Source organism: Sulfuricella sp. (assembly GCF_035531155.1).
GTDB lineage: Bacteria > Pseudomonadota > Gammaproteobacteria > Burkholderiales > Sulfuricellaceae > Sulfuricella.
On sequence record NZ_DATKTK010000058.1, the window covers coordinates 1 to 14,149 of the forward strand.

A 14,149-nucleotide genomic window follows, 5' to 3' on the forward strand; every position below is an offset into this window, starting at 1 on the left:
CCCTGACCGAGCAGAGCAGCGCCAGCAATGACATTGCCAGCCAGGTGGAAAAAGTGGCGCAAATGACCGAAGAGAACAGTGCCGCCGCAGCCGAAACCGCCAGTGCGGCAAATAACCTGCAAGAATTGGCGAATACCATGCAGGCCGCGGTGAGCCGGTTCAAGATATAGCGCTGCCCGATGCCAACAGCACTCAGTCGCAAACTTGCCCGGCTCGGGGCACTCGTTTTGGCCGGCATGGCGGCCTGGGGGGCGATTGCCGCAACCGGCGACCAACCGCCCGCCACCAGCAAGGAATTGCGCTGCCCGGTATGCGGCATGATTCCGGCCAACTATCCCAAGTGGCGCACCCGGATCACTTTCAGGGATGGGACTGTTACCGCGTTCGATTCTCCCGCGGACATGTTCCGCTTCCTCAGCAACATGACGAAGTACGACGGCAAGCACTCTGCCACGGACATCGTGCAGATGGATGCCACCGATCATGTCAGGCGGGGCCTGATCGATGCACGACGAGCCTCTTACGTCTCCGGATCGGCAGCCAGGGGTCCAATGGGGCCGGACTTGCCAGCCTTCGAGAATAAGGCCGACGCTGAGTTTTTTGTCCGGACAGCGGGCGGCAGGATGTTGAACTTCGACCAGGCAGCAAAGGAAACCGGGCGCGCTCCTCCCCGGTGACCGAACGACGCGGAACCTGTTCCCGGATTCATTCTCTAACCTGCAGTCATTGCGCCAACCGCCCGCGCTCTCTACAATTGCCAAGCATTTGTTTTTGTCCAAATGCTGGCTAGAATAGATTCCCCGGCGGCAAGGCTACCAATGCGTTATTCAGGAAACCCAATGAATCAGGAAGTTGGCGTTAAAAGTGCCCCCTCCAGTGCAATCCAAACCTCAGCCCACGGGACCTACAAGATCCCGGCGCTGCGGGTTTTATCCGAAATCACCAGCAGCCTGTCCAGCGAGAATAATCTGGATTCGCTGCTGGAGCGCTTTCTCGGCACCATGATCAAGCTCGCCGGCGCTGATGCCGGCGCAGTGCGGGTATTGACCGCTGATGGCCTGTATCTGCGTCTGGTCGGCGCCTTGGGGCTCCCCCCCGAGGTGATCGAGCAGGAGCGCTACATCCCGGTCGAGTGCGGCGTCTGCGGCGAAGCCGCGCGCGAGCACACCGTACACCACAGCACCAACCTGAAAGCCTGCGAGGAGCGCACCGCCCACAGCTATTTCGGCAAGCAATGCCTGCGCGTAGTGGCAGTGCCATTGCGCTATCAGGGCAAGATGCTGGGGGTGTACAACCTGTTCATGGCTTCGGACAGCCCGGTACCTGAAGACGTATCGCTGCTGTTTCACTCGATCAGCGAACACCTCGGCATGGCGCTGGAAAACGCTCGGCTGACACGGGAAAACCTGCGCATCAGCCTGACCAACGAGCGCCAGATGCTGGCCAACGAACTGCATGACTCGCTCGCCCAAACCATGGCCTACATGAAAATGCGCCTGCCGCTGTTGCGCGACGCCGTGGCGAACCGCGACGAGGCGCGTTCCAACAAATACGTCAACGATCTCGGTCAGGCGCTGGATTCCGCCTATACCGAATTGCGCGAACTGCTCACCCAGTTCCGCAACCGGATGGACCCGCGCGGCTTGCTACCGGCACTGTACGATATCGTCGGCAATTTTTACGACAAAACCGGCATCACCATCGATTTCATCAATCATGCCCCCGACATCAACCTCAGCCCCGACCAGGAAGTCCAGGTCTACCACATCGTGCGGGAAGCGTTGAACAACGTATCCAAGCACTCCCGCGCCAACCACGTGAGTCTGGCGATCGAAATCAGGCAAAGCCGCTACGTCATCAGCGTCGAGGATAACGGCATCGGCATCACCGGCAAGCTTAACACTGACAGCGGCATGCACCTCGGCCTCAACATCATGCGCGAACGGGCCAGACACCTGAATGCCGAAGTGACCGTCACCCCGGGAGAGCAGGCAGGCACCCGGGTAACCCTGAGTTTCCCGGTCTCCGCCGCGCGCAGGGAGGACAGCCTATGAGCGACCCGATTCGCGTCGTGCTGGTCGACGACCACACCCTGTTCCGCATGGGCCTGGCCGAATTGCTGGAGCAGCGCGGCAGCATCAAGGTGGTCGGCGTCACCGGCAATGCGGACGAAGCGCGCCGCCTGTTGACCGAGCAGCAGCCCGACGTGCTGGTGATGGACCTGCACATGCCGCCGCTCGACGGCCTTACCCTGTTCCGCCAGCTGCGCCAGGAGGGTTTTACCACCCCCACCCTGATGCTCACCGTCAGCAACGCCGAGGAAGATCTTTCCAATGTCTTGCGTGCCGGCGCCCGCGGCTATCTGCTCAAGGACATGGAGCCGGACGACGTGGTGGATGCGATCCTGCGCGCCTCACGCGGCGAAACCGTAGTCGCCCCCGCGATGACCATGAAGCTGGTCAAGCTGCTGCAGAACGACCAGCCGGCCAGCTCCTCGGCTTCGATGCTCGACTCGCTCACCCAGCGCGAGCGCGAAATCCTCACCCATCTGGCGCAGGGCGAAAGCAACAAGGTGATTGCCCGCGCACTCGATATCAGCCACGATACCGTCAAGCTGCACGTTCGCCACATTCTTTCCAAGCTCAACCTGACTTCGCGCGTTGAGGCGGCAGTTTTCGCTGTGGAGCACAAATTCAGCACCCAAACCGGCCAGCTCACCAGCTAACCGCATTACCTCAACTAACGGATTTTACGATATGGATTTTTTCCCAATTTTTTTCGACATCAAAAACAAACCCTGCCTGGTCATCGGCGGCGGCGAAGTAGCGACGCGCAAGGCGGGGATGCTGATGCAGTCCGGCGGCCTCATCACCGTCGTCGCGCCGGAGCTGACCCGGACCCTGAAAGAGCTGGCAGATGCGGGAAAAATCACCCATGTCGCAGAAAAATTCCGCCCCGAACTCCTCGGCGAAGCCGTTCTGGTGATCGCCGCCACCAATGACCGCGCTGCCAACGAGCAGGTTTCCGTGGCCGCGAAAAAGCTGCGGATTCCGGTCAACGTGGTGGACAACCCTGATTTATGCTCCTTCATCATGCCCTCGGTGATAGACCGCTCGCCGCTGGTCATCGCGATTTCCAGCGGCGGCACTTCGCCGGTGCTGGCACGGGTAGTGCGAGCCAAGCTGGAGGCCTTCATCCCGGCGGCCTACGGGCGGCTGGCGCACTTTGCGGCAAGCTTCCGCGACCAGGTGAAAGACCGCATCCTGCCTGCCAAGCGCCGCATTTTCTGGGAAAAAATCCTGCAGGGCCCGGTGGCCGAGATGGTGCTTTCCGGACAAGACCAGACCGCGAGGGACGCGCTGCAAAAAATGCTGGCAGCCGATTCCGACGACACCCCGCCGCGCGGCGAGGTCTACCTGGTCGGTGGCGGCCCCGGCAACCCCGACCTGCTCACTTTCCGCGCCCTGCGCCTGATGCAGCAGGCCGACGTGGTGGTCTACGACAACCTGGTTTCCCCGGCGGTGCTGGAACTGGCGCGGCGCGATGCCGAACGCATCTATGTCGGCAAGGAGCGCGCCAAGCACACCATGCGCCAGGAAAACATCAACGAATTGCTGGTAAAGCTCGCCCAGGAAGGCAAGCGCGTAGCGCGGCTGAAAGGTGGCGACCCCTTCGTGTTCGGCCGCGGCGGCGAGGAAATCGAAACCCTGGCGGCTCATGGCATCCCATTCCAGGTCGTACCCGGCATCACCGCCGCCACCGGCGTTTCATCCTACGCCGGCATTCCGCTGACCCACCGCGACTACGCCCAGTCCTGCGTGTTCGTCACCGGGCACCTGAAGGACGGCAGCGTCAACATCGACCTCACCGGCATCGCCAAAACCAACCAGACCATCGTCATCTACATGGGACTGCTCGGGCTGCCGACACTATGCCAGGAACTGGTCGCCCACGGCCTGCCGATCACCACGCCGGCCGCCATCGTTCAGCAAGGCACTACTTATCAGCAGAAGGTCGTCACCGGCACGCTGGCAACCCTGCCGGAACTCGCGGTCAACGCAAAGATGAAACCCCCGACCCTGATCATCGTCGGCGAAGTGGTAAAACTGCAGGACAAGCTCGCCTGGTTCAAGCCGGAACCGATTGAGGGTGGCTCCGACTTCGTACAAACAACCAGCGATTAGGGGCGACGGCGGAAAAGTACCGCCACCCCCGCCAGGGCGAACAGGACGAACCAGCCCAGCGCCCATTGCGCGATGGACAGGTCAAGGAAGGTCCAGGTCACTTCGGCGCATTCGCCCGAACCTTTAAAAATCATCGGCAGGATTTTGGTCAGCGGCATGGCCTCGAGCATGTAATCCAGGCCCGGCCCGCATTCCGGCACCTGGTCCTTCGGCAGATGCTGCAAATAGACTTGCCAGGCCGCGACCCCGCCCCCCAGCATGGAAAATAATGCCAGCAGGCTGCCATATACGGTCCAGCCGCGGCGTTTCGGATTGTGAATGGCTGCCGCCAGCGCAGTAGCGCCGATGACGATGAAGGCGATGCGCTGCAGGATGCACAGCGGGCAGGGCTCCAGGTGCATGACGTGCTGCAGTACCAGGCCAAAGCCCATCAGCCCGAAGCAAACCAGAAAGATCGCGAAAAACAGTACACGGTTATTGATCGTCACCAGCAACTCCTTTCAACGGATACGGTGCTGTGCCCGAGGCAGTTCCAGCACCGATTTCACACTCAAATCCACACAACTCGGCCGTTTCGGCAGCGCCCCCACGAGTACCGTCTTCATGCCGAGTTTTTTTGCGGTTTTGAGATTGACCAGCGTATCTTCGACCATGATGCAATTCGCCGGGTTCAGTCGCATCCGACGGAACAAGCGCCGAAATCCATGGGAGTCAGGTTTCGGCCGGTACCCGGCATGCTCGATCGTGAAGACCTCTTCGAACAGGTCGGCGATACCGAGCAGTTCCAGCACCCTGTGGATGTAATGGGCCGGTGCATTGGAGTATACCAGCTTGCGGCCGGGCAGCCTTTGCAACGCCGCCCTCAGCCCATGCTGGCGCAACACCATCTGGTGCAGCGCCGGGAACTGATGGGTGTGCCAGAGAAAATGATCGGGATCGGTGCCATGATGCCGCATCAAACCCTGCAGGGTCGCGCCGTAGCGCAGCCAATAGCGCTCACGCAGCTCGTTCGCACCCGCTTCATCGAGGTCGAGGTGGTTTTGCAGATACTGCGTCATAGCCCGGTTCATGTGCGGAAAAATGTGTGCGCCGGCATTATGCAGGGTGTTGTCGAGGTCGAACACCCAGGTTCTGGACGATTTCAATCGTTCGCCCGGATCAGGGTTCCTACGCCCTCATCGGTGAGAATCTCCAGCAGCAGCGCATGCTCCACCCGGCCATCGATGATGTGGCTGGTCTTGACGCCGTTTTTCACCGCTTCCAGGGCCATGGAGATTTTCGGGATCATGCCACCGCTGATGGTGCCGTCGGCGATCAGCTCGTCCACCCTGGCGGCCGTCAAGCCGGTGAGCAGTTTGCCTTCCTTGTCGAGCACGCCGATGGTGTTGGTGAGCAGGATCAGCTTCTCGGCCTTGAGGGTTTCCGCCAGCTTGCCTGCCACCAAGTCGGCGTTGATGTTATAGGCTTCGCCCTGCTCGCCAACGCCGATCGGCGCGATCACCGGAATGAAGTCGTGCGAGTCGAGCAGCGACACCAGTTCCGGATCTATGCTCACCACTTCGCCAACCTGGCCGATATCGATGTACTCGCCTGCCTTCTCGGCGTGCTTCAGCTTCAGTTTTTTTGCCTGGATGAACTCGCCGTCCTTGCCGGTCAGGCCAACTGCTCGGCCCCCATGATGGTTAATCAGGTTGACGATGTCCTTGTTGACCAGCCCCCCCAGCACCATCTCGACGATATCCATGGTCTCCCGGTCGGTGACGCGCATGCCCTGGACGAATACACCCTCCTTGCCAACCCGCTTCAGCAGATCGTTGATCTGCGGCCCGCCGCCGTGGACGATCACCGGGTTCAGGCCGACCAGCTTGAGCAGCACCACATCTCTGGCAAAGCCCTGTTTCAGGGACTCTTCGGTCATGGCGTTGCCGCCGTACTTGATCACAATGGTCTTGCCGTGAAAACGCTGGATGTAAGGTAGCGCTTCGGCGAGAATCGCGGCTTTTTCTTTTGCAGTGGATGCGCTCAGTGGCATGGTTGGAGTCTTTCGCCCAGGGTGATAATCGGCCTATTTTAGCTCAAACAAAAAAGGCGGCACAGGGCCGCCTTTTCGGACAAGCTTGCGGAATTACTGGATGGACAGTTTCTTCGCGCTGGAGGTTGCCTTTTTCGGCAGGGTCAAATTAAGCACGCCCTCGTTGTACTTGGCCGTTGCCGTTGCCTCGTCGACATCCTGGCCGAGGCTGAAGCTGCGGTACACCTTGCCGTAATAGCGTTCACTGCGCAGCACTTTTTCGCCTTCCTTTTCCTCTTTTTCCTTCTTCACCTCGGCGCTGATGCTGACCTGGTTGCCCGCGATGGTGACGTGAATATCTTCCTTCTTCACGCCGGGAATCTCGGCATGGACATTATAGGCCTTGTCGTCCTCCTTCACGTCCATCTTGATCTGCATCTGCTGGGTCTGGCCCTCGAATCGCACCGGGCGGAGAAAGCCCCGGAAGAGGTCATCGAAGGGATCTAAAGTCACGTCAAACGGGTCGTAACGGGTAATATTGGCCATCTCGATACTCCTTTTTAGCAAAAACTCGGTGCATTGACAGTTCGGCGGCGACTTGCAGGCCGGCTGTTTTAACTATAGGAACTTCGCGCCGAAGTTCAAGCTCCTCCAGCCTCGCCCGGAAGCAGCGAAATAATCGTATAATTATCGCAATTTCCTGCTCCCCACGATCCATGCGTTTTCCCCTGTATTCTCTCCGCCTTCCTCAACTCCCGGACGGGCAAACCGTTTCCCGGCAGGCGGTTGCGAAGCTCTTTCTCGCACTCTATCTTCCCATGGCACTCGTCCTGACCGGGCTGGTGTACGGAACGCTGAAAATCAATGCTGAAATAGGTTTGCAGGCGCTTCAGGCACAGGAAGCGGGGGAAGTGAAACTCGCCGGCCAGATCCTGCGCCAAGACTTCGAGGTGGTGGCCGCCGACTTGCGGCTCCTGTCCAAGGCACCCGCGCTCAAGCATTTTCTCGACACAGGCAGCCCTGAAGAAAAGCAGCGCCTGACCGCGCTTTTTTTGATCATGTCCCAGGAAAAACACCATTACGACCAGATCCGCTATCTCGACAACAGCGGCATGGAAACGATCCGGGTCAACCTGGTCAATGGCAAGGCGGAAGCGGTGCCCGGAAAGGAATTGCAAAACAAGGCCGCGCGCTATTTCTTTAGCGATTCCCTGCGCCTCGAGAATGGAGAAATCTATATCTCGCCGCTGGACCTCAACATCGAGCACGGTCAGATCGAGATTCCCCACAAGCCCATGCTGCGCTTCGGCACTCCGGTGTTCAACAGCGCCGGCAAGAAGATGGGCGTGGGGCTGATCAACTACTACGGCAGCGAATTGATCAAGGACTTCAGGTGGGCAATGGCGGAAAAGCGCCACGCCATGCTGCTCAACCGGGACGGATACTGGCTGAGCAGCCCTGACTCGAGCCTGGAATGGGGCTTCATGTTCGGACGGGAGACCACCTTCGCCAAACAATATCCCGAAGCATGGACGCGGATCAAGGCTGCCGACGAAGGCAGCCTCATGACCGAGCAGGGCCTGCTGACCCATGCCACTGTCTACCCCTTGCTGGCTGGCCTGCGACCCGCCACCGGCACGCCCAGTGCCGAGGGCGCGAGCGCGCACGAACTGTCGGCCCGGGAATATTACTGGAAGGTCGTTTCCCTGGTTCCCGAAAATGAGCTGCCTTCCCTCAGCCTGACCCGGCATCCGGGCATCCTCGCCCTCTATTTGATCGGCATGGCGCTGCTGGCGCTGCTCGCCAGCTTCATGGCGGTAACCATGCCGACCCGCCGGCAATTCCGCCGCGCCCTGGCCGAGAACGAAGCGCGCCTGCGGGAAATCACCGCCACCCTGGCCGAGGCGGTCTTCGTCATCGACACCCGCGGATATATCGTTTTCGTCAACCCGGAAACGGAACGGCTGCTGGGATGGCCGGAAGGTGAGCTCATCGGCCAGCATGCCCACAACAAGTTCCATTACCGCGAAGCCGACGGCTTGCCCATCCCCGTCTGCAACTGTCCGATTTCTCGGGCACTCGACGCAGGCCGGATCTACCGCGGCGAAACCGAAATGTTCTGGCGCAAGGACGGTACCCACGTTCCGGTGGAGGTGAGTGTCTCCCCCATTGTCCGAGAGGGAAAAATGGCAGGCGCGGTGGTCGCCTTCAGCGACATCAGTGAACGCAAGCAGATTCAGGAAAGGCTGCTCAGGAACACGGCCCAGTTGACCGAAGCCCAGCACCTCGCCCATCTGGGCAGCTGGGAACTGGATCTGGCAAGTAATGCCCTGGACTGGTCGGAGGAAATCTACCGTATTTTCGAAATCGACCCGGCGGTCTTCGGCGCTTCCTACGATGCCTTCCTGAACGCCATCCACCCCGAAGACCGCGAGCGGGTGCATCGTATCTACAGCGAATCGGTTGCGAATCGTGTGCCGTACAGCACCGAGCACCGCCTGCTATTCCCGGACGGGCAGATCAAATTCGTCCTGGAACGGGGCGAAACCTTCTACGACGCCGAAAGCCGCCCATTGCGTTCTGTGGGCACGGTGCAGGACATCACCGAACGCAAGCAAGCCGAGGAAGCGCACCTGCACGCCGAAGCCCTGATCCACATGGTGTTCGACAATGTGGCGGACGCCATCCTGATCCACGACCTACATGATGGCCGCTTCCTGGAGGCGAACCAGGTGGCCTGCGAGCGGCTGGGATACAGCCGCGAAGAGTTGCTGCGCCTTTCGCCACCGGATATCAACAGCCCGGAAGGGACGGAAAAATGCGCCGAGCGCGGCAGACGACTATTGGCCGATGGCCGGATCACTTTCGAAACCACCCATATCAGCAAGGATGGCAGGGAAATTCCGGTCGAAGTCAGCTCACGCCTGATCGACTTCAACGGCAAACCGGCGACGCTCAGCGCGGTTCGCGACACCACCCAGCGCAAGGCAGCACAGGAGGCCTTGCGGCAAAGCGAGGAAACCGCCCGCGCCATGCTCAACGCCACATCGGAAACGGCGCTGTTGCAGGACCGCGCCGGCACCGTGCTGGCGATCAACGAAATCGGCGCAAAACGTCTCCGGATGAAGCCGGAGGACATCGTCGGCCGCAATGTCTACGACTTGCTGCCTCCCGACGTGGCGGCAAGGCGCAAAACCATCATCGACGAGGCGTTCCGCATCGGGCAGCCCGTCCACATGCAGGACGAGCGCGCGGGAATGATTTTCGACTGCAACATGTATCCGGTTTTCGATGCACAGGGCAAGGCTGAGCGGATCGCTATTTATGCCGCCGACATCACCGAGCGGGTGCAGATGCAGGCTGTCGACACCCTGCTCCACGCAATCGACCAGCATGCACTGCGCAGCGAAAGCCTGTCGGAACTGCTGCAATTCGTGTGCGTGGAAACGGCGCGCCTGCTCGATTACCGTTTCGCCTGGGTAGGCCGGAAGGAAGCCGGCGGCCTGGTCTCCATTTCTGCCTGGTCCGGGCCGGAAGCCGGTTACCGCACCGAGCTGGAACAGGTCGGCGTGCGTTGGGACGACACCTCCCAGGGCCACGGCCCTGCAGGGACGGCCATCCGCACCGGGCAAATGCAGGTGTTCAAGCTCTCCGATCCCGGCTTTCATCCCTGGCACGATGCTGCCCGGCGCTTCGGCCTGGAATCCGCCACCGCCCTGCCACTGGTCCTCCGCGGCGAAGTCTATGGCGCATTCATGCTGCTTTCCCGGCATGCGCGCAGCTTCGACGACCCGGCCACGAAGCAACGCCTTTCCGGCATTGCCACCCGTATCTGCGTGGCACTGGAAATGGCCATGGATCAGATGCAATTGCGCCTGATCGGCACCGCCCTGGCTTCGGCAGGGAACGGCGTGTTCATCACCGACCGGCGCGGCCGCATCCAGTGGATCAATGCCGCCTTCACCCGGCTCACCGGCTATGCCGCTAAGGACGCATTGGGCTTCACGCCCGGCATCCTCAAATCGGGCAGGCAGAGCGAAGCCTATTACCAGACCCTCTGGACAACCATTCTCCAGGGCGAAACCTGGAGCAGCGAAACCGTGGAGCGACACAAGAACGGCACGCTGTTTACCGTGCAGCAGACCGTCACACCGATCCGCGACGAGAAGGGGGAGATCAGCCACTTCATTTCCATCCTCGAAGACATTACCGCCCAGAAAGAGGCGGAGGACCGCATCCAACACATGGCCCATTACGACGCCCTCACCGACCTGCCCAACCGGTCGCTGCTCTACGACCGCCTGCAGCAAGTACTCGCCCTGGCGAAACGGGACGAGCATTTGTGCGCCCTGATGTTCCTCGACCTGGATCGTTTCAAGAAGGTGAACGACTCCCTCGGCCACCATATCGGCGACCTGCTGCTGCAAGGCGTTGCGCAACGCATCTCCGCCTGCGTGCGGGAAACCGACACCGTGGCGCGGCTGGCGGGCGACGAATTCATTGTCATTCTGCCCCATCTGGCCGCTCGGGAAGATGCCGCTGTCGTTGCGCAAAAAATCGTCGCCGCCCTGGCCGAACCCTTCCTCCTCGACGGCCATGAAGTAAAAACCAGCACCAGCATCGGGATCGCTCTTTGCCCCCTGGATGCGGCCGAGGACGAAGAACTGCTCAAACTGGCCGACCACGCCATGTATGCCGCCAAACAGCGAGGACGCAACCAGTATCGTTTTTATGCGGATGTCCGCGCACCCGGCCAATAGCGGCTCAACGGTGCGTTCCGGGAACGCGCCGGCCCATTCTGATATCATTGCACCATGCTCAACATCCAGAATCTGACTTACCTTCAAGGCGGCACACCGCTGTTCCAGCAGGTGAATTTGCAGGCCTTCGCCAACCAGCGCATCGGCTTGGTGGGCAAGAACGGCTGCGGCAAGTCCACCCTGTTCCGCCTGATCCGCGGCGAACTCAAGCCGGACGGCGGCGAAATCTCGCTGCAAGCCGGCAAGACGCTGGCCTTTGTCGAACAGGAAATCGCCAACTCCACGCAGCCCGCGCTGGAATTCGTGCTCGACGGCGACGTCCAGCTGCGCCAGCTGGAAAAAACCCTGGCGCGGGAACAGCATGACGCCGCCTGGTTCGATGCGCAGCACCGCTTTGAGGCCATCGACGGCTATGCCGCCAAGGCCCGCGCAGCCCAGCTCCTGAATGGGCTGGGATTCGCCAACGACACCCTGGAACGCCCGGTTACGAGCTTCTCCGGCGGCTGGCGCATGCGACTCAACCTCGCCCGCGCGCTGATGCATCGCGCCGATTTGCTGCTGCTCGACGAGCCCACCAACCATCTGGACCTCGAAGCCATTCTCTGGCTCGAACAATACCTGGCGCGCTACCCCGGCAGCATTCTGCTGGTCTCGCACGATAGGGAATTCCTCAACGCCAGCGTCAACCGCATCGCCCACGTCCACGATTGCGTCATCGACAGTTATGCCGGCGACTACGACGACTTCGAGCGTGCCCGCGCCGAAAAAATCGCCCAGCAGAACCAGGCTTTCCAGACGCAACAGGCAAAGATCGCCCACCTGGAAGATTTCGTCCGCCGTTTCCGCGCCAAGGCAACCAAGGCGAAGCAGGCGCAAAGCCGCGTCAAGGCGCTGGAGCGGCTCACGCGCATCGCCCCTGCCCACGTCGCCGGCGGCCATTTCGAGCTGGAAATCGAGGCGCCGGAGCGCGGCCCCGACCTGTTGCTGCGCGCCGAAAGCATGGGCTTCGCCTATGGCGACAAGAACCTGTTCCAGAACGTCGATCTGGTGCTGCGCGCCGGCGCGCGCATCGCCCTGCTGGGGCCGAACGGCGCCGGCAAATCCACCCTGATCAAGCTGCTGGTGGGCGAACTCAAGCCCACCTCGGGCAAGCTGGAAATCACCCCGGACATCCGCATCGGCTATTTCGCCCAGCATCAGCTGGAAAATCTGGACAGCGCGGCCACGCCGCTACAGCACCTGGAACGGCTGGCGCCCAAGGAAACCACGCTGGCGCTGCGCACCTTCCTCGGCCGCTTCGGCCTGGCCGGCAACAGCGAGGATCGCCCGGTGGAAAGTTTTTCCGGCGGCGAAAAAAGCCGCCTCGCGCTCGCCCTGCTGGCCTGGCAAAAACCGCATCTGCTGCTGCTCGACGAGCCCACCAACCATCTCGATCTGGACATGCGCGATGCCCTCACCCTGGCGCTGGAGGAATACACCGGCGCAGTGGTGCTGGTCTCCCACGACCGCAGCCTGATCCGCGCCGTGGCCGACGAGTTGTGGCTGATTGCCGACGGCGAAGCGAAACCGTTCGATGGCGATCTGGAAGACTACAAAAGCTGGATCGAGACCCGCCGCCCGCGCGAGACCGTTGCAACGCCGGAGAAATCCCGCCCGGAAGCCGCGCCCAAACCGAAGAAGAAGGCGCTATTATCCAAACAGGCCAAGCTCGAATCCGAGCTGGCAACCGCCCAGGCGGAGCTTTCAGAAATCAACCGCCAGTTGGCCGACCCGGCTACCTATGCCGAATGTGCCGGCGATGAGATCGGCAGTCTGAATGCTCGGCGCGAAAGCCTGGAAGCCAAAGTGGCGGAACTGGAGGAAAGCTGGCTGGAAATGGAAATGGCGCTGGAAGAATCGACCTAAGGTTTCAGCCGGCGCGCAAGCCACCGTACCACTGGCGCAGGAACCCGCGGTTAGCCGGGCGCGGCGGGATAGCCGCCTTCCACGGCGATGCGCTGCATCGTCCCGCCTTCGCCTTATTTGCGGAACACCCGCAGATAGTGGCCCTCGAACAGCCGCTTGGCCCAGTGAAACAGGCGCGACGAAGGCAGCAGCCAGGTGCGCCTTTCATCGCGATAGACCAGGATGCCCGCGTCCACGCTGTCCACGATGCAGATCAGTTCCGCTTTGGGCCGGGCGACGGGCGGCTTGCCCTCCAGCACCAGCAAAAGGTTCTGCGCTGCCGCTTTGGCCTGCAGGTCGGCCATGTGCGCCTGCTTGGGCAACCAGTCCGGACCGGGGAAGCTGCCGGCGTCGCCGGCCACGAACACCCCCACCTTGCCGGGCACGCGGCAGAATTCGTCGGCCCGGATGAAGCCGCCGGAGGAGATGGATAGGCCGCTGTTTTCCACCCAAGCCGGGCCGGTGAGACCGGGCATGAACAGGATTAGGTCGGCGGGCACGGCGCCGCCCTCGGTATTGACCCCCTCTGCGGAAAACCCTCCGATCTTGTGACCCAGATGGGTCTGGATGCCGCGCCGCTGCATCTCGGCGACCAGCTCCTTGACGGCCTTGTCGCCCAGACGCTTTCCGGGTTCGGCGGCGGCGTTGAAGAAGGTGAGGGTGAAGCGTTCCCGCTTGCCCTGCTGGCGCAGCCAGGTATCCACGCCGAACAGCAGCTCGAACATCGGTCCGCCGCGCATGGCCGACGGCTCTTTGGGATTGCCACCAAAGCCGAAGGCGATGCGGCCGCCGTCCATCTCCCGCAACCGCTCTCCGATTTTCTCGGCCGCGGCCACGCCCTCGCACAGGGTCAGCGCGTATTCGATGCCGCGCAGCCCCTTGAGGAATCGTCCGCCGGTGGCGATCAGCAACGCATCGTTAGTGATCTCGCCCCGATCGGTGATGACCGTGCGGCCGCAGTCCTTAAGGCCGGTAACACTGGCTGCGCGAAAGTCGAGCTTGTGATCGGCGATGAAGCGGTCGAGCGGCAGGACCAGGTCGCTGCCTTTTCTCACCCCGGTGGGCACCCAGATCAGGCTGGGCAGATAGACGAATTCCGCCTTCGGAGCTACCAGGCTGATATGCGCCTTTGGTGCGCGCCGCCGCAGCTCGCGCGCGGCGGTGAGGGCGGCGAAGCCGGCGCCGAGGATGACGATGCGGTGGGATAAAGTGGTCATGGCGTTTTTTACAATGGGTTGATTATCAGTGGT

11 protein-coding genes are annotated in these 14,149 nt (G+C 61.5%); 6 read left to right on the forward strand and 5 right to left on the reverse strand.

Annotated features, from left to right (window positions below; translation table 11 throughout):
* The first annotated feature begins 179 nt into the window (after positions 1-179).
* From VMV64_RS14335 to cysG, 4 genes are all read left to right on the forward strand, one after another.
* On the forward strand, positions 180-677 hold the full coding sequence (locus VMV64_RS14335) for a nitrous oxide reductase accessory protein NosL (RefSeq protein WP_325331523.1): 498 nt from the start codon (positions 180-182) through the stop codon (positions 675-677).
* Between the two features lie 162 nt (positions 678-839).
* Positions 840-2,054, forward strand: coding sequence for a GAF domain-containing sensor histidine kinase (locus VMV64_RS14340; protein WP_325331525.1), 1,215 nt, complete (start codon positions 840-842; stop codon positions 2,052-2,054).
* Positions 2,051-2,725: a response regulator gene (locus VMV64_RS14345; protein ID WP_325331527.1), complete on the forward strand. Its 675-nt coding sequence runs from the start codon at positions 2,051-2,053 to the stop codon at positions 2,723-2,725. The genes VMV64_RS14340 and VMV64_RS14345 overlap by 4 nt, the downstream gene beginning before the upstream one ends.
* A 31-nt stretch (positions 2,726-2,756) precedes the next feature.
* Positions 2,757-4,184: a siroheme synthase CysG gene (gene cysG, locus VMV64_RS14350; protein ID WP_325331529.1), complete on the forward strand. Its 1,428-nt coding sequence runs from the start codon at positions 2,757-2,759 to the stop codon at positions 4,182-4,184.
* On the opposite strand, the gene VMV64_RS14355 is transcribed toward cysG, so the two are convergent.
* The 4 genes from VMV64_RS14355 to VMV64_RS14370 all read right to left on the reverse strand — a co-directional run bounded on the left by VMV64_RS14355 (position 4,181) and on the right by VMV64_RS14370 (position 6,741).
* Positions 4,181-4,672, reverse strand: a complete 492-nt coding sequence (locus VMV64_RS14355; protein ID WP_325331531.1) for a disulfide bond formation protein B — start codon at positions 4,670-4,672, stop codon at positions 4,181-4,183. The two genes, cysG and VMV64_RS14355, sit on opposite strands and share 4 nt — an antisense overlap.
* 12 nt (positions 4,673-4,684) lie before the next feature.
* Entirely contained in the window at positions 4,685-5,329 is a 645-nt protein-coding gene (locus tag VMV64_RS14360; RefSeq protein ID WP_325331533.1) for a pyrimidine 5'-nucleotidase, read from the reverse strand.
* Positions 5,326-6,216 carry an acetylglutamate kinase gene (gene argB / locus VMV64_RS14365; RefSeq protein WP_325331535.1) on the reverse strand — a complete coding sequence of 297 codons (891 nt, stop codon included), beginning with the start codon at positions 6,214-6,216 and terminating at the stop codon, positions 5,326-5,328. The genes VMV64_RS14360 and argB overlap by 4 nt, the downstream gene beginning before the upstream one ends.
* 93 nt (positions 6,217-6,309) lie before the next feature.
* Positions 6,310-6,741 carry an Hsp20/alpha crystallin family protein gene (locus tag VMV64_RS14370; protein ID WP_325331537.1) on the reverse strand — a complete coding sequence of 144 codons (432 nt, stop codon included), beginning with the start codon at positions 6,739-6,741 and terminating at the stop codon, positions 6,310-6,312.
* Between the two features lie 170 nt (positions 6,742-6,911).
* On the opposite strand from VMV64_RS14370, the gene VMV64_RS14375 reads away from it, so the two are divergent.
* Entirely contained in the window at positions 6,912-10,955 is a 4,044-nt protein-coding gene (locus VMV64_RS14375) for a PAS domain S-box protein (RefSeq protein ID WP_325331539.1), read from the forward strand.
* A gap of 54 nt (positions 10,956-11,009) precedes the next feature.
* A complete protein-coding gene (locus tag VMV64_RS14380; protein WP_325331541.1) occupies positions 11,010-12,860 on the forward strand; it encodes an ABC-F family ATP-binding cassette domain-containing protein in 1,851 nt (616 codons plus the stop codon).
* A gap of 113 nt (positions 12,861-12,973) precedes the next feature.
* Here VMV64_RS14380 and VMV64_RS14385 read toward each other — a convergent pair whose 3' ends face one another.
* On the reverse strand, positions 12,974-14,116 hold the full coding sequence (locus VMV64_RS14385) for an NAD(P)/FAD-dependent oxidoreductase (RefSeq protein ID WP_325331543.1): 1,143 nt from the start codon (positions 14,114-14,116) through the stop codon (positions 12,974-12,976).
* Between the last annotated feature and the right edge of the window lie 33 nt (positions 14,117-14,149).